A 19,817-nucleotide genomic window follows, 5' to 3' on the forward strand; every position below is an offset into this window, starting at 1 on the left:
CGATGTCCGGACTGCCTTGCCGCCCTTACGCTCCGGAGCAACGGAGCGACGGAGGGGGAATCCATGAGGGCAGTGGTGCAGGACAGGTACGGCTCGGCGGACACCCTGGAGGTCAGGGAGGTCGACCCACCCGTGCCCGCCGCCGGCGAGGTGCTGGTGCGGGTGCACGCGGCCGCGCTGAACGCCTACGACTGGCATCTCATGCGCGGCGACCCGAAGATCGCCCGGCTGGTGTTCGGGCTGCGCGCGCCGAAGGCGAGGATCCGGGGCCGGGACTTCGCCGGGCGGGTGGAGGCCGTGGGTGCCGGGGTCGAGGGACTGCGCCCCGGCGACGAGGTGTACGGCGAGGCCGACGGCGCCTTCGCGGAGTTCGTGTGCGCCGCCGGCGACGCGGTGGGCCCGAAGCCGGCCGGCCTCGGTTTCGAGCAGGCGGCAGCCATGCCCCTGGCCGCGAACACCGCCCTCATCGGGCTGCGCGACCTGGCCGGGGTCGGGGCCGGCCGCACGGTACTGGTGAACGGGGCGTCGGGCGGGGTCGGCACGTTCGCGGTACAGCTCGCCAAGGCGTACGGCGCGGAGGTGACCGGTGTGTGCAGCACCCGCAACGTCGACCTCGTACGGTCGCTCGGCGCGGACCACGTCATCGACTACAGGCGCCAGGACTTCACCCGCGGCGGACAGCGGTACGAGGTCGTCCTCGACCTGGTGGGCAACCACTCCCTGGGCGCGTTCCGGCGCGCGCTGACCCCCACCGGGACGCTCGTCCTGTCCGGCGGGGGCGTGTTCGAGGGCGGCAGCCTGGTCGGCCCGATGGGGCTCCTCGTCAAGCGGCGCCTGGTGTCGCCCTTCGTCCGTCAGCGCCTGCTCGAACTCCCCGCCAGACCGAGCAGGGCGAACCTCGCGACCCTGCGGGAGTTCGTCGACTCCGGGAAGATCACCCCGGTGATCGACCGCACGTATCCGCTGGGCGAGGTGCCCGAGGCGATGCGATATCTGGAGGTCGAGCACGCGCGCGCCAAGGTGGTCGTCACCGTGTGAGGCGCGCGCCCTCGACCGGGGTCAGTCGGCCTTCGCGTAGTCCGTGGCCATGCCGCCGGCGAAGTCGTACAACACGACCTGTTCGTCGCCCACGACCCAGGCGTCGTGTCCGGGCGGGCACACGAAGGTGTCGTGGGGGCCCACTTCGCTCTCGGCGCCGTCGTCCATGCGGATGCGCATGCGTCCCTGGACGACGTAGCCGTTGTGGTGGATCTGGCAGCTCTCCGTGCCCGCGATCGGGGCCACGGACTCGGACCAGCGCCAGCCCGGTTCGAAGGTGGCCACGGCGAAGTCGAGTCCACTCATGTGGACGGCTTCGAGGTGGCCCCGGGGGAAATCTCGGCGCTCGTCCGGCTTGTCGAGCGTCTTCACCTCGATCATGACGGCTCTCCCTTCCGGCCGGGCTCTGCACGGCCGGGGCCGGTCCCCGTCTCCCGCCCACCGCGAGCGGCACCGGCGAGGGCCGTGCCCCACCACCCCATCGTCCGCCCGTCCACCCGGGAACGCCATTCGGGTGAGCGCGGCGCCGGCCTGACCCCGCCTGGTGCGGCAGCGGAGCCCACCCGTCAGGCGGTGCCCCCGCACAGCTCGGCGAACCGCTGCGCGTCGACGTTCCCCCCGGAGATGATCACCCCGACCCGGTGCGGCAGCCGGCCCGCCCGGCCGGAGAGCAGGGCGGCCAGCGGGGTCGCGCCGCTCGGCTCGACGACGATCTTCAGGCGCTCGAACGCGAAGCGCATAGCCTCCCGGATCTCCTCGTCGGACACCAGGGCGATCGCGTCGACGAGCAGCCGGTTGATGGAGAAGGTCAGTTCGCCGGGGGTGTGCAGGGCCTGCCCGTCGGCGATGGTGTGCGGCACGGGGATCTCGATGCGCCGGCCCGCCTCCAGGGACCGCTTGGTGTCGTCCCCGGCCTCCGGCTCGACGCCGATCATCCGCAGGTCCGCGTACTGCCCCTTGGCCGCCGTGGCACTCCCGGCGATCAGTCCGCCGCCGCCGACCGGAGTCATCAGCGCGTCCAACTCCCCGACCTCTTCGAGGAGTTCCAGCGCCGCCGTGCCCTGCCCGGCGATGACGTGCGGGTGTTCGTAGGGCGGGATGACCGTGAGGCCGCGCTCGACTGCCAGGGCCTCGGCGATGGCGACGCGGTCGCCGGTGTAGCGGTCGTACGTCACGATCTCGGCGCCGTAACCGGCGGTGGCGGCCCGCTTCGAGGCCGGGGCGTCGTGCGGCATGACGATCACCGCGGTGGTGTCGAGTTCGCGGGCGGCGAGGGCGACGGCCTGGGCGTGGTTCCCGGAGGAGTAGGTGGCGATGCCCCGGGCGAGCTGCTCCGGGCTCAGCCGCGAGGCCGCGTTGTAGGCGCCACGGAACTTGAAGGCGCCGACGCGCTGGAGGTTCTCGCACTTGAGGAAGACCTCGGCGCCGACGAGCGCGTCGAGGGTGCGCGAGCGCAGCACGGGCGTGCGGTGGGCGACGCCCTTGAGCCGGGCGGCCGCTTCCCGGACGTCGTCGAGGGTGACCGGCGGGGTGGTGGTGGTCACGCGTGTCCTCCAGTGGGATCGGCGGCGTCGGGCGTCGCGGCCCGGGCCTGGGAGAGGTAGCTGTACGCGGAGGCGCGGGAGATGCCGAGCCGGGCGGCCACCTGCTCGACCGAGCGGCGCACCGCGAACACGCCGCGCTCGTCGAGGCTGCGGAACAGCTCCAGGCGTGCCGCCCGGTCGAGACCCGCCCATGCCCGGTCCTGTGTGAGGTGGTGGTCGTCGAGGATGACCTCGACGACGGAGTCGATGTCGTTGCCGAAGGTGGTGACCGGGAGTGCGGTGGCCGGCCGGCCGTCGCCGGCCAGCGCTGCGAGCAGGGTGTGGGCGTCGGTGAGCGCGGTGACGTCGAGGTTCACGCACACCGCGCCGAACACCGCGCCTGTGGAGTCCCGCAGCAGCATCGTGGACGACTTGACGGTCTGTCCGGTGCTGGTCCGGGTGACGTAGTTCAGCTCGTCGGCCGCTTCCTCGCCCCGGGCGACGATCCGCATGCCGATCTCGCTCATCGCGCCGCCCACCGCGCGCCCCGTCACCGAGCCGGCGATGGCGACCACCGACTCCTCCGGCCGCCGGTAGTCGTGCAGCACCACCTCGCACACCGGACCGAACGTCGCCGCGATCCCCTCGATCACCGGGACCAGCGCGCCGATGACCGCGTCCCGCTCCGCTTCCACACTGGCCCCGCCCACCGGCACACGTCCTTTCGCCACCAGGACTCCTAGACTACACGTCCAGTGATTGGACCAACAGTCCAATGCATCCCTCCGCCCCTCCGCACCCATCTGTGTCCGGAATCTTGACGGCCGTGATGTTACCGGTAACATCACTGCGGTCGGAGCGAACGAGAGGTGCGCTGTGCCGGGGGAAGAACAAGCAGTCGACAGCAGCACGCGGCCACCCGCCCACGGACGACCGGACACCCCGGTCTTCAGCCCCGCCGCCGTGGTCGCCTCGTGCGGGGGCTTCGTCCTCATCGGCGTGCTCCAGGCGCTGTACGGACCGGCCATTCCGGCGTTCCGCGAGGAGTTCAGGCTGTCCCCCTCCGCCGCGGGCCTGGGGCTGAGCGCCCATTTCGTCGGCGGGGTGGCCGGGGTGCTGCTGTTCGACCGGCTCTACGGACGGCTCGGCAACCGGCACATCCTCGGCGCCTCGTACCTGCTCATGGCGGTCGGCGCGGCGGGCTTCGCACTGGCGCCGAACTGGCCGACCGCACTGGCCGCGGCGCTGCTGGCGGGGCTCGGCTTCGGCGGCATCGACTACGGCCTCAACCAGCTGTTCGCGGTCGGATTCGGTCGCCGTTCCACCACGATGCTGAACATCCTCAACGCGCACTTCGGGATCGGCGCGATCCTCGGCCCGGCGCTCGTCGGCGTCATCGGCTCCGCGCACTACCCGGCGGTCTTCCTCGGTTTCGCGCTCGCCAACCTGCCGTTGCTGCTGTGCCTGAAGGGCGTACGCGACCAGGCGCCCGGGCCGGCCGACAGCGCCGAGGCCGACGACGGACGGGCCCTCGGCCGGAGTCTCGGCTCGGTACTCGCCGTGTTCGTCGCGCTCTACGTGCTGCACGTGGGCATCGAGGCGGGCGTCGGCGGCTGGGAGCCGACCCACCTGGAGACCGTGGGATACGGCGCCGGGGCCGCCGCGACCGCGACCTCGGTGTACTGGCTGATGATGACCGTCGGCCGGTTCCTGGTCGCGCCGATCGCACTGCGCTTCTCCGCCCAGACCATCATCACCGTCTCCTGCGCGGGCATGACGGCCTGTCTGCTGCTGGCGTCGGTCCCGGCGCTCGCGCCGTACGCCTACGCCGGTGTCGGCCTGTTCATCGCCCCGATCTTCCCCACCGGCCTGCCCTGGCTGCACCGGGCCGCGCCCCGGGCCCGGCGGGCCGGCGCCCTGGTCATCGCCGCCTCCATGGCCGGCGGGGTCGCGGCGGGACCGGCACTCGGCAAGGCGATCGAGGCGTCCAGCGTCCGGGCGGTGCCGCTCCTGCTCGGCGGTGTCTCGGCGCTGTGCCTGGCCGCCACGCTCTGGCTTGTCCGCAGCACCCGAGCCCAGTGAACCCGGCACCGGCACCGATGCTGCCGAGTTCGGACCGAAGCGAACCGAAGGGAAGCTCCCGCATGCCTGCTCTGACGACCTCGACCGACGGTTTCCTCCTGCACGACGAACCGTTCCGGATCATCTCCGGGGCGCTGCACTACTTCCGCGTCCATCCCGACCAGTGGACCGACCGGCTGCGCAAGGCACGTCTGATGGGCCTCAACACCGTCGAGACGTACCTGCCGTGGAACCTCCACGAGCCCGCACCCGGCACCCTCGTCCTCGACGGCCTGCTCGACCTGCCCCGGTTCCTGCGGCTCGCGCAGGCGGAGGGCCTGCACGTGCTGCTGCGCCCCGGGCCGTACATCTGCGCCGAGTGGGACGACGGCGGGCTGCCCGCCTGGCTGATATCGGACCCCGACATCCGGCTGCGCACCAGCGACCCCCGCTTCACGGCCGCCTTCGACCGCTACCTCGACCAGCTGCTGCCCCCACTGCTGCCGCACCTCGCCGCGAACGGCGGCCCGGTGATCGCCGTACAGGTGGAGAACGAGTACGGGGCGTACGGCGACGACACCGCCTACCTCAAGCACGTCGAGCAGGCCCTGCGGTCCCGGGGCGTCGACGAGCTGCTGTTCACCTGCGACCAGGCGGGCGCCGAGCACCTGGCCGCCGGGAGCCTGCCCGGCCTGCTCGCCACGGCGACCTTTGGCAGCCGGGTCGAGGAGAATCTGGGCGCATTGCGCACCCACCAGCCCGAAGGCCCCCTGATGTGCGCCGAGTTCTGGATCGGCTGGTTCGACCACTGGGGCGGGCCGCACCACACCCGGCCGGCGGCCGACGCGGCGGCGGACCTGGACCGGCTGCTGTCCGCCGGCGCCTCCGTCAACATCTACATGTTCCACGGCGGCACCAACTTCGGCTTCACCAACGGCGCCAACCACAAGCACGCCTACGAGCCCACCGTCACGTCGTACGACTACGACGCCCCGCTCACCGAGAGCGGTGACCCGGGCCCCAAGTACCACGCCTTCCGCGAGGTCATCGCCCGGCACGCGGCCGTCCCCGACGAGCCGGTCCCCGCACCGGGCCCCAAACTCCCGGCGACGACCGTCGAGTTGCACCGCCGGGCCCCGCTGCTGCCGTATCTGCGCACACTGGACGGCGTCGTGCGCGGCGAGGACCCGGTGACGGCGAACGACCTCGGGGTGGACACGGGTTACGTCCTGTACCGGGCCACCGTTCCGGGTTCGGGCGACGGTCTGCTGCACTTCTCGGGCGGGGTCGGCGACCGCGCCCAGGTCTTCCTGGACGGCGCCCCCGTCGGCGTGCTGGAACGCGAGCGTCACGACGAGACGCTGCCCGTCAGGGTGCCGGAGCCCGGCGCGGTCCTGGAGGTGCTCGTGGAGAACCAGGGCGGGGTCAACTACGGGCCGCGCATCGGCGCGCCGAAGGGCCTGCTCGGACCGGTGTCCTTCCAGGGCGTGGCCCTGCACGGCTGGGAGTGCCGGCCCGTGCCGCTGAGCGACCTGGGTGCGGTGCCGTTCGTGCCGTCCGACGCGGCCACGGACGCGGTACCCGCCTTCCACCAGGGGACGTTCGAGGTGGACACCCCGGCGGACACCTTCCTCGCCCTGCCCGGCTGGACCAAGGGCCAGGCCTGGGTCAACGGCTTCCACCTCGGCCGCTACTGGAACCGCGGCCCCCAGCACACCCTGTACGTCCCCGGCCCGGTGCTGCAGCCCGGCGTGAACGAGCTCGTCCTCCTTGAGCTGCACGCCACCACCGGCACCCGCGCCCAGCTCACCGACGCTCCCGACCTCGGACCGGAGAACGACTGATGGCCCACCCGCACCGCCTGCGCGTCCCCTCCCCCGCAGGCCCACCGCTGGTCGGACACCTGCCCTTCGCCGACGCCCCGGGCGTGCCCGACCCGATCGCGGTCACCAGCCGCTGGCTCACTCGTGGCGGCCGCCCCTGGTTCCCGGTCTCCGGCGAGTTCCACTACTCGCGCCACCCCGCCGGGGAGTGGGAGGAGGAGCTGCTGAAGATGAAGGCGGGCGGGGTGACCGCCGTCGCCAGTTACCTCATCTGGATCCACCACGAGGAGATCGAGGGCCGCCTCCGCTTCGACGGCGACCGCGACCTGCGCCGTTTCGCCGAGCTGTGCGCCCGCCACGGCCTGGACTTCATCCCGCGCATCGGCCCCTGGTCGCACGCGGAGGTCCGTAACGGAGGCCTGCCCGACTGGCTGCTGGCCCGCGACTGCGCCCCGCGCACCGACGACCCCGCCTACCTGGAGCCGGTACGCGCCTGGTTCACGGCGATCGCCGAGCAGCTGCGCGGCCTGGACCGGGCGCACGGCGGCCCGATCGTGGCGATCCAGATCGAGAACGAGCTCTACGACCAGCCCGGCCACCTCCTCACCCTCAAGCGCATGGCCCAAGAGGCCGGAATGAGCGCCCCGCTGTGGACGTCGACCGCCTGGGGCGGGGTCCGGCTCCCGCCCGACGAGCTGCTTCCGCTGTACGGCGGCTACACCGAGACCTTCTGGACCGAGGCGGACGGCGGCTGGCCCGACACCTGCCGCAAGCACTTCTTCTTCACCCACCAGCGGGACGACGAGGGCATCGGCGCCGACCTCAGGCCCACCACCGTGCGCGGCGGCGAACCCGACGCCTTCGCGGACCGGTTCCCCTGGGCCACCTGCGAGTTGGGCGGCGGCATGGCGGTGTCGTACCACCGCCGGCCACGCGTCGACGCCGACGACATCGGCGCGCTCGGCCTCACCAAGATCGGCTGCGGTTCGGTCTGGCAGGGCTTCTACATGTTCCACGGCGGCACCAACCCGGCGGGCGAGCTGACCACCCTGCAGGAGTCCCACGCCACCGGCTACCCCAACGACCTGCCCGTCCTGACGTACGACTTCCAGGCCCCGCTCGGCGAGTACGGTCAGTACCGGCGGACGTACCACGAACTGCGCCTGCAGCACCTGCTGCTGGCGGACTTCGGCGACCGCATCGCACCCATGCGGTCCACGCTGCCCGAGCGGCGGCCGGACGGGCAGGGCGACCGGGACACCCTGCGCTGGGCCGTACGCGAGGACGGCGCCTCGGGGTTCCTGTTCGTCAACAACCACCAGCCGCACGAGCCGCTGCCGGACCACCCGGACACCTCCTTCACGGTCGAGTTCCCGGACGGTTCCGGCGAGTTGACCCTGCCGAGCGTCCCGGTCACCGTCCCGCGCGGCGCCTACTTCTGCTGGCCGCTGCGGCTCGACGTGGTGGGACTCGGGCTGGAGTGGGCGACCGCCCAGCCGGTGTGCACGGTCGACGTGGCCGGTCGCCTGGTCCTGGTGCTGGCCGCGACCGACGGGATCGCTCCCGAACTCGCCCTGGACGCGGCGACGGTGGCATCGCTCACCTCGCCGACCGGAGACATCACCTCCGTCGGCGGCCGGCTGCTGGTGACCGGGCTGCGCCCCGGCACCGACGCCCTGGTCGAGGTGGAGACGGCGGACGGGGGCCGGGTGGGCCTGCTGGTGCTCGACGCGGCGACGGCCCGTACCGCCTACCGGGGTCAGGCGTGGGGTGCCGAGCGGCTGGTGCTGTGCGGGGACGGGGTCGTCTTCGACCATGACGAGGTACGGCTGCACGGGACGCGGGGGGCCGCCTCGTTCGCGGTGCTGCCCGCGCCGGAGCGGGCGCCGGTGGTGGACGGGGTGACGGTGATCGCGGAGGCGGACGGGGTGTTCACCCGTTACTCGACCCGGTCCGGCCAGTCCGGCGAAGGCAAAGAAGCCGCTCCCCGGGTCACCCTCCTCCGGCCCGCCGGTCCGGCACCCGAGACCGCGACCGGTGTGCAGGGCCGGGCGAGCGCGCCCTCGGACAAGCACTTCGACACCGTCGCCGCCGAGTACCGCGTCGACGTGCCGGACGACCTGCCGCCGGGGACCCTGCTGCGCCTGCACTGGACCGGAGACGTGGGGCGTGCGTACGTGGGAGACACGCTGGTCGCCGACCAGTTCTTCGCGGGTCGGGTCTGGGACATCGGCCTCGACCGACTGCCCGCCGACGCCCTGCGCGCGGCGGGCCTGCTGCTGAGGGTGCTGCCCCTGCACGCCGACGCCCCGGTGTACGTGCCGGAGCAGGCGGGCGGTGCCGGTGCCGGGCAGACCGCGGCCGTCGTACGCGCCGAGTGGGTCACCGCCCGCACCTGGACCGTCCGGGCCGGCTGAACCGCCGCACGCCCCGGGACCCCGAGGGCCCCAAGGGCCCGGACCCTCGGGGTCCGTCCCGCCTATGCTGTGGTCCTGCCGGGCGGGACCAGACCGCCGTCACGACGTCGAGGAAACTGCCACCATGACCCGAAGCGCCGCCGACGGGGCCGTTCCGAAGGGGCGCAGCAGACGGAACTTCGCGGGCTCGCGTCCCGTGATGGACGACGTGGCCCGGCTGGCCGGTGTCTCCAAGCAGACCGTCTCCCGTGTGCTGAACGACCACCCCTCCGTCCGCCCGGAAACCCGCGAAGGGGTCCTGGTGGCCATGCGCACGCTCGGCTACCGGCCCAGCCGCAGTGCCAGGTCGCTGGCGAGCGGCCGGACCCGGATGCTCGGCGTCATCTCCTTCGACGCCGCCCGGTACGGGCCAGCCTCCATCCTCACCGCGATCAACACCGCCGCCCAGAAGGCCGGATACCTGGTCAGCTCCATCGCCCTCGACACGGCCGACCACGACACGGTCGTCGAGGCCGTGAACCGGCTGTCCGCCGAGGGCGCGGACGGCGTGATCGCCATCGCCCCGCAGCTGTGGGTGGGCCGCGCCCTGGCCGACACCCACCTCGACACACCGCTGGTGGTGCTGGAGAACGGCCTGGACGACGCCACCGAGCTGGTCACCGGCGACTCGCGGACCGGCGCCCGCAAGGCCACCGAGTACCTCCTCGGGCTCGGCCACGCGACGGTGTGGCACGTCGCGGGGCCGACCGGCTGGACTTCCGCCGACCACCGGCTGGACAGCTGGCGGTCGACCCTGAAGGCGGCCGGCGCCGAGATCCCCGAGCCGCTGGTCGGCGACTGGAGCGCCGACTCCGGATACGAGCTGGGCCTGCGCCTCGCCGCGCGCCCGGACGTCACGGCGGTGTTCGTCTCCAACGACCAGATGGCCCTCGGCGTCCTGCACGCCCTCCACGAGGCCGGCCGCTCCGTGCCGGGCGAGGTCAGCGTCGTCGGCTACGACGACATCCCGGAGGCCGCGCATCTGCTGCCGCCGCTGACCACCGTGCGCACCGACTTCGCGGAGATCGGCACCCGCTCCCTGCGGCTCCTGCTCGACCGCATCGACGGCCGCGCCGAGCCCGCGCAGCCCGAGTCGCTCGTCCCGGTCGACCTCGTCGTCCGCCGCAGCAGCGGGCCGGCGCCGCGCTGAACGGTCAGCAACCGTCCACGCCCGACGAGGAAGAGGACGACGAGGGCGAGGAGGGCTGGTACGACGACCCGATCCGGTACAGGCCGCGCCGACGACCGTCAGCCGCGCGAACTCACCCTCCCGGCTCAGGCAGCCGCCCTCGGCCCGCGGCCACGGCGCGTACGCGATCCGTACGGTCACCGAGCCGGGCTCCGGTATACGCACCGCGAGTTCGGCATCCGTCGTACGGACCAACGGCGGCCGGGGCCTACACCAGCGGTACGGCGTCCCGCATCCGGTAGACCCTCCAGAGGGCGTCGCTCCACACCGGTTCCAGCCAGGCGGTCCCGTCGCGCACCAGCCGCGCCTCGGCCTCCCCGTACCGGTCGGGCTCGGCCGAGGGCGGCACCACGAAGGCGACGGCCCAGCGGTCCGGCCAGGTATCCCGGCTCCATCCATGGTGCGTACATGCCATGTCACTGGAACTGTGCGAAGAACCTCCAGATCTCTGCTTTGGTCCAGGTGGCGACGCCGCTTTCGCCGGCGGAGCCGTCGACCGGACCGGGTATGTGGCCTCCGTCGAACGCGGCCCATTGGACCGGGTATCCGGCACGGCAGCCCGAATAGGTGGTGGTGATGTGCGTTCGGCTGCCCGGCGCGGGCTCTCGCGGGCTCTGGGGGGTGCAGCCGTTGTTGCTGACGAATCTGTCGCGCAGGGACCGTCCTTGCGCGATGTCGAGGACGGAGTCGCCGACGCCGTGGATTCCGAAGTAGGCGATGGGCTGGGTGCCGCCGCTGCACCCGCTGATCTGAGCGCCGGAGATGGCCGCGACGGCCCTGAAGACGTTCGCCCGGCTGCACGCGAGTGCGTAGCTCATACCGCCGCCCCAGCTGAATCCCGTGGCGAAGCGCTGTGCCGGGTTGACACAGAGACCGCCCTCGATTCGCCGGATCATGTCGTCGACGAAGGTGACGTCCTCACCGCCCGAATTGGCCCAGCCGTTGCCGAGGCCCTGGGGGGCGACGAGGATCGCGCCGTTGTTCGACTGTTCCTGTTGGCCGTAGTAGGACCAGGCGTTCCCGCTCGTGCCGCCCGAAGCGACGTCTCCGGCGGTTCCGCCCCGCCAGTGGAACGCGAAGATCAGCCGGTATCGGTGGCTGTTGTCGTAGTTGGCGGGAACCCTGAGGATGAAGCTGCGGCTCTTGCCGCCGCTCTGAATCGTGTGCGTACCGCTCGCCAGAGTCGGGGCGCTGCCGCATCCGCCGCCGCCACCGGACGACAGCTCGATCATCTGCCATTGCTGGTTGGCGCCGCCCCAGTCGGAGTACTGGACGACGTTGGCGCCGTCGGCGGTGGAGGCGCCCTGCACCTCCACCGCCTTGCCGCTGGTGCGGTTGATCAGCCGGACGTGGCCCGCGTCGGAGTCGGCCAGGCGGAACTGCTGGTTGGCCCCGTTGTGGTCGGCCCACTGCTGGATCGCGGCACCGTCTGCGGTCGAGGCGCCGGCCACGTCGAGAACCTTGCCCGAATGCCGGGCCTTGAGGCGGTAGAAGCCGTCGCCGGAGTCCACGAACTGCCACTGCTGGTTGCCTGCGTCGTTACGCGTCCACTGGCTGACCCGCGCGCCGTCGGCGGTGGACGTGCCGGAGACGTCCAGCGCCTTGCCGCTGTTGCGATTGACCAGGACGTACCAGGCATGGGTGTCCACCGTCGCCGCCTCGGCGGGCGCCGGATTCACCGCGGCGAGCATGCCGCTCGCTAGGGTCGCCGCCACCACTGCGGCGACCCGGGACCACCAGCGATTCCTTCGTGGAGGGGCGGGGGAAGCCGCACCGGGGGTCTTCATCGATCCACCCTTTCGTTTCTGGCAGGTCCCATCAGGTGCGGGTCCAGCGTTGGTTGCTGCCGTTCGAGCAGGAGTAGAGCTGGATCAGGGTGCCGTTGGCGGTGCCGCCTGCGACGGCGTCGAGGCAGAGGCCGGACTGGACGCCGACGACGGATCCGTCGGAGTTGAGGCGCCATTTCTGGTTGTCACCGCCCCAGCAGCCGTAGATCTGGACTTTGGTGCCGTTGCCGGTGCCGGCGGCGTCCAGGCACTTGTTGCCGTAGACCCTGAGTTCGCCGGCGGCGGTGTAGGTCCACTGCTGGTTGGTGCCGTTGTTGCAGTCCCACAGGTTGAGCTGGGTGCCGTCGGTGGTACTGGTGCCGGGCACGTCCAGGCAGCGGCCCGAACCGACGCCCTTGATCGGTCCGGAATCCGAGGGGGGCGTAGAAGAGCCGCCGTTGAGTGCGTTGAGGACGGCGGTGTAGGCGGGCTTCTTGCTGCCGTCGCCGTTGAACAGCAGCGGTGTGTCCCCCGGTCGCCAGGAGTCGGTGTCGCGCACACCCCAGACGGTGATGCCGAGGCAGCGCGGGACGGCCAGGCAGTCGTTGGTCACGTTGGCGTAGGTCGTGGCCGGGGCGCCCTGGATGTCGAGTTCGGTGACGGCCACGTCGACGCCGAGCGCGGCGAAGTTCTGCAGGGTGGTGCGGAAGTTGCTGTTGTAGGGGCTGCCGCTGTTGAAGTGCGACTGGAAGCCGACGCAGTCGATCGGCACGCCGCGCTGCTTGAAGTCCCGGACCATGGCGTACATGGCCTGGGTTTTGGCCCAGGTCCAGTTCTCGACGTTGTAGTCGTTGTAGCAGAGCTTGGCGGCCGGGTCGGCGGCGCGCGCGGTGCGGAAGGCGACCTCGATCCAGTCGTTGCCGGTGCGTTGCAGGTTGGAGTCGCGCCGGGCTCCGGAACTGCCGTCGGCGAACGCCTCGTTCACGACGTCCCACTGGACGATCTTGCCCTTGTAGTGGGCCATCACGCCCTTGATGTGGTCGATCATCGCCTGGCGCAGCGTGCTGCCGCTGAGGCTCTGCATCCAGCCGGGCTGCTGGGAGTGCCAGGCCAGGGTGTGGCCGCGCACCTGCTTGCCGTTCTGCACCGCCCAGTTGTAGACGCGGTCACCGGCGGTGAAGTTGAACTGGCCCCGCTGCGGTTCGGTGGCGTCGATCTTCATCTCGTTTTCGGCCGTCACCGAGGTGAACTCACGGCCCGCGATCGTCGTGTACGCCGAGTCGCCCAGCCTGCCCGAGGCGATGGCCGTGCCGAAGTAGCGGCCGCTCTGCGCCGCCGCGGCGCCGAGCGTGTTCTCGGCGGCGTGTGCGGTCGGCGGCGCGACCAGTGCGGCGACCACGCCGAGGACGCCGACGACCAGCGCCAACAGCAGGCCGCGGATCTTGCGGCGGACTACGCGTCTGGGAAGGGCATACGAGCCCATGACTGTGCCTCCAAGGTAGAAATCAGGGAAGGACTGAAGCGCGGGGGAATGCGTCGTCCGCTCCCACTCGGCAGACGGACGGGGCGGGCCGGAGCCCGGGCAGCACGGAATTACCGGACACCGCGGTCATGGGACGGGGACGATCTCCACCGGCACGGACGGCACCCGGTCGGCCGTCGGGGGACGTACGGCGGCCGGCGGCGGTGTCTCGACACAGGCATGGGGGCACTCCATCGCGGCTCAGCCGGGGGTCCGCCACGCGGCGTCGCGCGCCTCTCCAACTACGCGAAGAGCCAGGATGCGCTGGTGCGAACCTCACCGAACGAAATGGGGTGGCGCAGGTGTTTTTTGGGGATGCGCGGATCTGTCGTACAGCTGTGCGTGGATCTGCCGTGCAGCACAGATTGCTCAGGGCCGACACGGTTCGAAATCTCGAACTATGGCCGGTTTCCCAGGCAGGGATGATTGAGGTATTGACGGTGGATCGTCAATACTCCCCGCAGAAAAAGTTTCCGTTCCTCGCCCGAAACTTTCCGGATCCCGGCGAGTCGGACCGCGAACCCCGGCGCCGCCGTCGGCAGATGCCGCAGGGCCGGGGCCGGGACGAGTGCGCGGACGCCGCTCGCTCGGCGTCTCTCCTCCGCGCGACGCCTTGAGCTGGTGAACGTATCGCGTACGGCGTGTTTCCGGTCGGCGCGGCAGCTTGCCGAGCCCAAAGGGGAGGCGCTGTTTGTGGACAGATCGGCGACAGGCCTTGACCCGAGCACACCACATTCCTAGCTTGTGGCGTCAAAGCTTCCGGGAATTCTCCGAAATGTTTCGAGATTGTCCCGCCCCGGCAGTCTGCTCCGCGGTTCCACGGGTCACCTCACCCCCGCCCCCAAAGGAGTGCTCTCTGATGTGGTTTCGCCACCCGTCCCCGGTCCGTCCAAGACGCTTACTCGCCGTCCTTGCGCCCTTGCTGCTCATGGCGACCTTCCTCGGCGCCCAGCCCGCCCGCGCGGCGACCGTAGACCCCAACCCCTCGTATGTGCTGGTCAACCGCAACAGCGGCAAAGCCCTGGATGTCTACAACATGGCGACCGACGACGGCGCCCGCATCACCCAGTGGACCAGGAACGATCAGAACCAGCAGCAGTGGCAGTTCGTCGATTCCGGGAACGGCTACTACCGCATGAAGTCCCGCCACTCGGGCAAGGTGCTGGACGTCCACAACTGGTCCACCGCGAACGGCGGCTCGATCGTCCAGTGGGCCGACCTGAACGGCACCAACCAGCAGTGGCGGCTGGCCGACAGCTCGGACGGCTACGTGCGGTTCATCTCGCGCCACAGCAACAAGGCCCTCGAGGTACAAGGCGCCTCCACCGCCGACAACGCGAGCATCGTCCAGTACGACGACTGGGGCGGCACGAACCAGCAGTGGCAGCTCGTCAAGGTCGGCGGCGACAACCCCGGCCCGTGCGATCTTCCGTCCACATACCGCTGGACATCAACGGGCGCGCTGGCGCAGCCCAAGCCGGGGTGGGTCTCGCTCAAGGACTTCACCGTCGCCCCCTACAACGGCAGGCAACTCGTCTATGCGACGACGCACGACACGCGGACGAGTTGGGGTTCGATGAACTTCGGTCTGTTCACCAATTGGTCGGAGATGGCCTCGGCCGGCCAGAACACGATGTCAGCTTCCACCGTCGCGCCCACGCTCTTCTACTTCGCGCCGAAGAACATCTGGGTGCTCGCCTACCAATGGGGCGGGACCGCCTTCTCCTACCGGACGTCGAGCGACCCCACCAACCCGAATGGCTGGTCATCCCAGCACGTGCTCTTCTCCGGAAGCATCTCCGGCTCCGGAACAGGACCCATCGACCAGACGCTCATCGGTGACGGGACGAACATGTACCTGTTCTTCGCCGGTGACAACGGCAAGATCTACCGCGCCGGCATGCCGATCGGGAACTTCCCGGGCAGCTTTGGCACGACCTCGACAGTGATCATGAGCGATACGACGAACAACCTGTTCGAAGCCCCGCAGGTCTACAAGCTGCAGGGCCAGAACCGCTACCTCATGATCGTCGAGGCGATCGGCTCGCAGGGCCGCTACTTCCGCTCGTTCACGGCCACCAGTCTGAACGGCTCATGGACACCCCAGGCCGCGACCGAGACCAATCCCTTCGCCGGCAAGGCCAACAGTGGTGCCACCTGGACCAACGACATCAGCCATGGCGAACTGATCCGCACCAGCGCCGATCAGACCATGACCGTCGATCCCTGCAACCTGCAGTTGCTCTACCAGGGGCGCAGCCCCAACTCCGCCGGCGACTACGGCCTCCTGCCCTACCGTCCGGGTCTGCTGACACTGCAGCGCTGACGGCGTGACACGAGTCCGGCTCCGGTAAGGAGCCGGCGTAGCGGGCTCGGCGGAAGGCCGAGCCCGCCCGGGTCACAACGTCAGCGCTCATACGGCGACGGAGCGCGGGGGCGGGCCGGCCGGCGCGGCCAGGACCGTGGCTCCACTGTCGCAGTACCAAGCCGGGGCAGTAGCGCCCTGATCGCGGCTCATGCCAAGGGAGGTGTCAGCGGCGGAGCCCTGCCATCCCGCAGAGAACCCTTCGCCNGCCGGCGCGGCCAGGACCGTGGCTCCACTGTCGCAGTACCAAGCCGGGGCAGTAGCGCCCTGATCGCGGCTCATGCCAAGGGAGGTGTCAGCGGCGGAGCCCTGCCATCCCGCAGAGAACCCTTCGCCCCAAGTGCCGCGGGGCCGCGCCCATGAACGCCGGTCCGGCCGGCCCGAGGGCGACCGGATACAGTGCGCGAGACGGCAGCATGGTCAGGGAGGGAAGCGTGACCGACACCCACAACACCCGACCCCCCGACAGCGAAGCGCAAGCTCCGCGGCAGAGCCGACTGCACCGCCTGATGCGCTACATCCCCCTGATCGCCCCCGTACTGCTGTGGGCCGTGCCCTGCTGGGTGCTTCTGTACACCGGCCAGCACTGGCCGCTGCCCGTCACGCTGGTCGGCACCGCCCTGTTCGTCCTCGGCCTCGTCGGGATGCCGCTCGCGATGGCGCGCGGCCACGGCCGGCGCCAGCAGGACCGGGCGGCGATCGTCGGTGACACCCTGTTGGGCGCCGGCTGGGTTCTGTTCACCTGGTCCGTTCTGCTCGGCGTCCTCTTGCGGCTCGGTCTGACCGTGGCCGGCGTCGGCGAGAGTCAGGACCGGGCCCGAATCGTCACGTGGGCCGTCCTCGGCACCACCGCCGTACTCCTCGCCTGGGGGTACGCCGAAGCCCGCCGCGTGCCGCGCGTGCTCCAAGTCGACGTGCAACTCCCACGGCTGGGTGCCGGGTTGGACGGCATCCGCGTCGTCCTCATCACCGACACCCACTACGGCCCACTCGATCGCGCCCGCTGGTCGGCGCGGGTGTGCGAGACGGTGAACACCCTGGAAGCCGACCTTGTTTGCCACACCGGCGACATCGCGGACGGCACGGCCGAACGCCGCCGCGCCCAGGCCGTCCCACTCGGTACCGTGCGGGCCACCCGGGCCCGTGTCTACGTCACCGGCAACCACGAGTACTACAGCGAGGCCCAGGGCTGGGTCGACCTGATGGGCGAGCTGGGCTGGGAGCCGCTGCGCAACCGCCATCTGCTGCTCGAACGCGGAGGCGACACCCTCGTGGTCGCCGGCGTGGACGACGTCACGGCCGAGTCCTCCGGCCTGGCAGGCCACCGCGCCCACCTCGCCGGAGCCTTGAACGGCGCCGACCCCGACCTACCCGTCCTGCTCCTGGCCCACCAGCCCAAGTTCGTCGACCGGGCGGCAGCCGCCGGCGTCGACCTCCAACTCTCCGGCCACACCCACGGCGGCCAGATCTGGCCCTTCCACCACCTGGTCCGCATCGACCAGCCCGCCCTCGCCGGCCTCAGCCACCACGGCACCCGCACCCTCCTCTACACCAGCCGCGGCACCGGCTTCTGGGGCCCGCCGTTCCGCGTCTTCGCCCCCAGCGAGATCACCCTGCTCGTGCTCCGCTCCCCGCACCTGCCCACCTCGCCGTAGCCCCGGGCGGGCCAACACATCCGCTGGGAGCAGTCCACGAGCCGAGGGGTGCGGCGTCGACGAGTTGCTTGAGTACGAGGAGCCGCCGGCGTCGTCGCAAGCCGGAGCATCACACCGATGGGGAGGTGTCCCCAGCGGGCGCGGCCACCGGAAGCAGCGCCGGCCGCTTGGCCTGGCGGCCGTCGCCGGAGGAGCGGCCACGCAGGCGGCGGCCGACCCAAGGGCCGAGGAAGGTGCCGGCCCAGCGCACTTCGGCACCCAGGGTCCTCCAGACAGAGATGTCTGTCCCCTCGGCCGGAAGGGGAAGGGTCCACTTGTCGTCGCTGCCCGGCAGACCGAGCGCCTGGGCCACGGCAGCCGCGATGCGCGCGTGTCCCAGCGGCCCGGCGTGCAGCCGGTCGGCACTCCACAACCGCGGATCGGTCGCCGCCGCGTGCGCGGCCGTCTCCGCCACCACCACGCCGTGGCGGTCGGCGGCCTCCCGGATGCGCGCGTTGAGTGCGAGAACACGGTGACCGATCGGGCGGGCCAACGGCGTGATACGCCCGACATCGGGAAACATGAGGGTCGCGACGGTGGCGCCCTGCGCGGTGAGGGCGGCGAACATCGCCTCGACATGGCCGGCCACCTCGTCGAGGTCGCAGCCCGGGCGCAACGCATCGTTGACCCCAGCCACCACGGTGGCGAGGTCGGGCCGCATCGCGAGAGCCGGAGCCAGCTGCTCGGCGCGCACCTGACCGGCCTTACGGCCGCGCACCGCGAGGTTGGCGTAGAGCAGGCCAGGGCTGTGGCGGGCGACCTGCTCGGCGAGCCGGTCCGCCCAGCCCCGAAGGCCACGGACGTCGTCGCCGTCCCCGAGCCCCTCGGTGTGACTGTCACCCAGGGCGACATAGCTCAGATACCCACTGCTCGACACGGGGCCGACCGCCTCTCGCCAACGCTGCTGATGGAAGTGGCACACGGCCATCGCTAAACAACTAGGCACCTATTCGCATTGTTGAGTATGACGATAGCTGCAGGCTCACCTTCCTGCAAAGTGACGCCGCTCAGGCAGGAGCTGAGGCCGTCGAGGGCGGTCCACCGCCGCAGTCCACCGCCTTGGTCCCGCGCCGACCTCACCGCCCATTCCCTCTTCAGACCTGAGCACCGACCACGGTCTGCGCCGGCACCTGAGCGCCCGGGTCGTCAACGGCATGCACAACGAGGACGCGGTCGGCTTCACCACCGCCCGCCGTTTCACGCCGAACCGCCCGCACCGGTTCGCCTTCAACGGTGACGTCCACGGCCCGGGCGACAACGCCTACTGCCAGGCCGCCATGCCCCCGGCTCACCTCCGGCTCTTAAGAGCCGGGGACGGAGTTCACCCGGCCGATCCGGCCGGGAGGCCCGCCAGGTCGCCGAGATGGTCCGCCTCGCCCTGGCCTTGCGCCGGTCCTGTGCGGCGGTGTCCAGCGTGTTCATGTGCTGTCTGTCCCGGCGCAGCGTGCCCATGACCGGGCGACTTCGAAGGGAGGGTCATCGTCGCCTCAGCTGTCGTAGTCAACAGTCAGCATCTCGGAGACCGGGTAGGACCGGCAGGTCAGGAGGTAGCCGTCGTCGCGCGTTCAGCTGAGCTTCGACCAGTTCACCAACCTGGTCGACGACGCAAAAGCCGGCAAGCCGGCCGGCACCGCACTGCCCTGGCCTCACCGCCGACTGCTGTGCAGGGTCGGGGGGCCAGCGCGGTGGCGGAGCAGGTTCGCTCCGTTTCCAGCCCCGCCGCATCGAACCGGGCGGGCTACGGCCGAGTCGCGCGGCATCAGCATCACGTCACGATCACGTAGACCTTGCGCACGGTTTCAATGGTCTTCCAGACACCGACGAAGCCCGGCTTCATGACAAAGCTGTCGCCTGCCTTGTAGACCGCCGGTTCGCCGCCTTCCGGCGTGAGTTCGACGATGCCGGACAGGATGTGGCAGAACTCGAAGGTCTCGCCCTTGATCGAGCGCGTCTCGCCGGGCGTCGCTTCCCAGACGCCCGTACGAATCGTCTCCCCGCGGGCGACGTCCTGGGCCCAGGTCTTGAAGGCGGGGTTGCCGGAGATCAGGCGTTCCGGGAGCGGGGCCGTCTCGAGCGGAGCGGAGGAGGGATTGGTGTCGATGGTCTTCAGAAGGGACATGCCCTTTCCTTTCTTGAGCTTGAGAGGTTGGTAGCCGCGGCATCGGTCACGGCTCACCACCCCGACGAAACCGCCTGTTGCCCGCCGGGCCGGTACGCCGGGCATGTCAGGTCAGGGCCCGGCTCCGGCCGGCCACGACCTCGGGGCGCAGCAGGTCGGCGAGCGTCTCGGCCGGCAACAGGCCCTTCTCCAGCACGAGTTCGGCGACGCCCCGGCCGGTGGCGAGGGCCTCCTTGGCGATGTCGGTGGCCGCGGTGTAGC

17 protein-coding genes are annotated in these 19,817 nt (G+C 71.1%); 7 read left to right on the top strand and 10 right to left on the bottom strand.

Annotated features, from left to right (window positions below; all coding sequences use genetic code 11):
- Positions 1-63 precede the first annotated feature (63 nt).
- Positions 64-1,038 carry an NAD(P)-dependent alcohol dehydrogenase gene (locus ACWBNA_RS11425; RefSeq protein WP_482704169.1) on the top strand — a complete coding sequence of 325 codons (975 nt, stop codon included), beginning with the start codon at positions 64-66 and terminating at the stop codon, positions 1,036-1,038.
- Positions 1,039-1,059: 21 nt separating this feature from the next.
- On the opposite strand, the gene ACWBNA_RS11430 is transcribed toward ACWBNA_RS11425, so the two are convergent.
- The 3 genes from ACWBNA_RS11430 to ACWBNA_RS11440 all read right to left on the bottom strand — a co-directional run bounded on the left by ACWBNA_RS11430 (position 1,060) and on the right by ACWBNA_RS11440 (position 3,292).
- On the bottom strand, positions 1,060-1,419 hold the full coding sequence (locus ACWBNA_RS11430) for a cupin domain-containing protein (protein ID WP_482704170.1): 360 nt from the start codon (positions 1,417-1,419) through the stop codon (positions 1,060-1,062).
- Between the two features lie 185 nt (positions 1,420-1,604).
- Positions 1,605-2,582, bottom strand: coding sequence for a threo-3-hydroxy-L-aspartate ammonia-lyase (locus ACWBNA_RS11435; RefSeq protein WP_482704171.1), 978 nt, complete (start codon positions 2,580-2,582; stop codon positions 1,605-1,607).
- Positions 2,579-3,292 (bottom strand): helix-turn-helix transcriptional regulator, encoded by a 714-nt coding sequence (locus tag ACWBNA_RS11440; RefSeq protein WP_482704172.1) that lies wholly within the window; start codon positions 3,290-3,292, stop codon positions 2,579-2,581. Before ACWBNA_RS11440 ends, ACWBNA_RS11435 begins: the two co-directional genes overlap by 4 nt.
- Positions 3,293-3,524: 232 nt before the next feature.
- On the opposite strand from ACWBNA_RS11440, the gene ACWBNA_RS11445 reads away from it, so the two are divergent.
- The 4 genes from ACWBNA_RS11445 to ACWBNA_RS11460 all read left to right on the top strand — a co-directional run bounded on the left by ACWBNA_RS11445 (position 3,525) and on the right by ACWBNA_RS11460 (position 10,051).
- A complete protein-coding gene (locus tag ACWBNA_RS11445) occupies positions 3,525-4,643 on the top strand; it encodes an MFS transporter (protein WP_482704191.1) in 1,119 nt (372 codons plus the stop codon).
- 62 nt (positions 4,644-4,705) lie between these two features.
- Positions 4,706-6,466 carry a glycoside hydrolase family 35 protein gene (locus ACWBNA_RS11450; RefSeq protein WP_482704173.1) on the top strand — a complete coding sequence of 587 codons (1,761 nt, stop codon included), beginning with the start codon at positions 4,706-4,708 and terminating at the stop codon, positions 6,464-6,466.
- On the top strand, positions 6,466-8,862 hold the full coding sequence (locus ACWBNA_RS11455) for a beta-galactosidase (protein WP_482704174.1): 2,397 nt from the start codon (positions 6,466-6,468) through the stop codon (positions 8,860-8,862). The genes ACWBNA_RS11450 and ACWBNA_RS11455 overlap by 1 nt, the downstream gene beginning before the upstream one ends.
- 124 nt (positions 8,863-8,986) lie before the next feature.
- Positions 8,987-10,051 (top strand): LacI family DNA-binding transcriptional regulator, encoded by a 1,065-nt coding sequence (locus tag ACWBNA_RS11460; protein WP_482704175.1) that lies wholly within the window; start codon positions 8,987-8,989, stop codon positions 10,049-10,051.
- A gap of 247 nt (positions 10,052-10,298) precedes the next feature.
- On the opposite strand, the gene ACWBNA_RS11465 is transcribed toward ACWBNA_RS11460, so the two are convergent.
- From ACWBNA_RS11465 to ACWBNA_RS11475, 3 genes are all read right to left on the bottom strand, one after another.
- Positions 10,299-10,505 (bottom strand): hypothetical protein, encoded by a 207-nt coding sequence (locus ACWBNA_RS11465; protein WP_482704176.1) that lies wholly within the window; start codon positions 10,503-10,505, stop codon positions 10,299-10,301.
- 1 nt (position 10,506) lies between these two features.
- The gene (locus ACWBNA_RS11470) at positions 10,507-11,808 is read right to left on the bottom strand and encodes an RICIN domain-containing protein (protein ID WP_482704192.1); all 1,302 of its coding nucleotides are present in this window, start codon (positions 11,806-11,808) and stop codon (positions 10,507-10,509) included.
- A 100-nt stretch (positions 11,809-11,908) separates the two neighbouring features.
- A complete protein-coding gene (locus ACWBNA_RS11475; protein ID WP_482704177.1) occupies positions 11,909-13,339 on the bottom strand; it encodes an endo-1,4-beta-xylanase in 1,431 nt (476 codons plus the stop codon).
- Between the two features lie 898 nt (positions 13,340-14,237).
- Between ACWBNA_RS11475 and ACWBNA_RS11480 the strand changes: the two genes are divergently transcribed.
- The gene (locus ACWBNA_RS11480) at positions 14,238-15,704 is read left to right on the top strand and encodes a non-reducing end alpha-L-arabinofuranosidase family hydrolase (protein WP_482704178.1); all 1,467 of its coding nucleotides are present in this window, start codon (positions 14,238-14,240) and stop codon (positions 15,702-15,704) included.
- A 473-nt stretch (positions 15,705-16,177) separates the two neighbouring features.
- Positions 16,178-17,398 carry a metallophosphoesterase gene (locus ACWBNA_RS11485; protein ID WP_482704179.1) on the top strand — a complete coding sequence of 407 codons (1,221 nt, stop codon included), beginning with the start codon at positions 16,178-16,180 and terminating at the stop codon, positions 17,396-17,398.
- A 109-nt stretch (positions 17,399-17,507) separates the two neighbouring features.
- Here ACWBNA_RS11485 and ACWBNA_RS11490 read toward each other — a convergent pair whose 3' ends face one another.
- The 4 genes from ACWBNA_RS11490 to ACWBNA_RS11505 all read right to left on the bottom strand — a co-directional run.
- Positions 17,508-18,314 carry an SGNH/GDSL hydrolase family protein gene (locus ACWBNA_RS11490; protein ID WP_482704180.1) on the bottom strand — a complete coding sequence of 269 codons (807 nt, stop codon included), beginning with the start codon at positions 18,312-18,314 and terminating at the stop codon, positions 17,508-17,510.
- A gap of 217 nt (positions 18,315-18,531) precedes the next feature.
- A complete protein-coding gene (locus ACWBNA_RS11495) occupies positions 18,532-18,681 on the bottom strand; it encodes a hypothetical protein (RefSeq protein ID WP_482704181.1) in 150 nt (49 codons plus the stop codon).
- A 521-nt stretch (positions 18,682-19,202) separates the two neighbouring features.
- On the bottom strand, positions 19,203-19,661 hold the full coding sequence (locus ACWBNA_RS11500; RefSeq protein ID WP_482704182.1) for a cupin domain-containing protein: 459 nt from the start codon (positions 19,659-19,661) through the stop codon (positions 19,203-19,205).
- A 1-nt stretch (position 19,662) separates the two neighbouring features.
- On the bottom strand, positions 19,663-19,817 hold a 155-nt coding region (locus ACWBNA_RS11505), incomplete at its 5' end, for an aspartate ammonia-lyase (protein ID WP_482704193.1).

This window comes from Streptomyces sp. Q2, from assembly GCF_056820935.1.

Coding starts and splice junctions, on each gene's coding strand:
- ACWBNA_RS11425 (WP_482704169.1), top strand. CDS start 64: ATGAGGGCAGTGGTGCAGGACAGGTACGGCTCGGCGGACACCCTGGAG.
- ACWBNA_RS11430 (WP_482704170.1), bottom strand. CDS start 1,419: ATGATCGAGGTGAAGACGCTCGACAAGCCGGACGAGCGCCGAGATTTC.
- ACWBNA_RS11450 (WP_482704173.1), top strand. CDS start 4,706: ATGCCTGCTCTGACGACCTCGACCGACGGTTTCCTCCTGCACGACGAA.
- ACWBNA_RS11455 (WP_482704174.1), top strand. CDS start 6,466: ATGGCCCACCCGCACCGCCTGCGCGTCCCCTCCCCCGCAGGCCCACCG.
- ACWBNA_RS11460 (WP_482704175.1), top strand. CDS start 8,987: ATGACCCGAAGCGCCGCCGACGGGGCCGTTCCGAAGGGGCGCAGCAGA.
- ACWBNA_RS11465 (WP_482704176.1), bottom strand. CDS start 10,505: ATGGCATGTACGCACCATGGATGGAGCCGGGATACCTGGCCGGACCGC.
- ACWBNA_RS11475 (WP_482704177.1), bottom strand. CDS start 13,339: ATGGGCTCGTATGCCCTTCCCAGACGCGTAGTCCGCCGCAAGATCCGC.
- ACWBNA_RS11480 (WP_482704178.1), top strand. CDS start 14,238: ATGTGGTTTCGCCACCCGTCCCCGGTCCGTCCAAGACGCTTACTCGCC.
- ACWBNA_RS11500 (WP_482704182.1), bottom strand. CDS start 19,661: ATGCCCGGCGTACCGGCCCGGCGGGCAACAGGCGGTTTCGTCGGGGTG.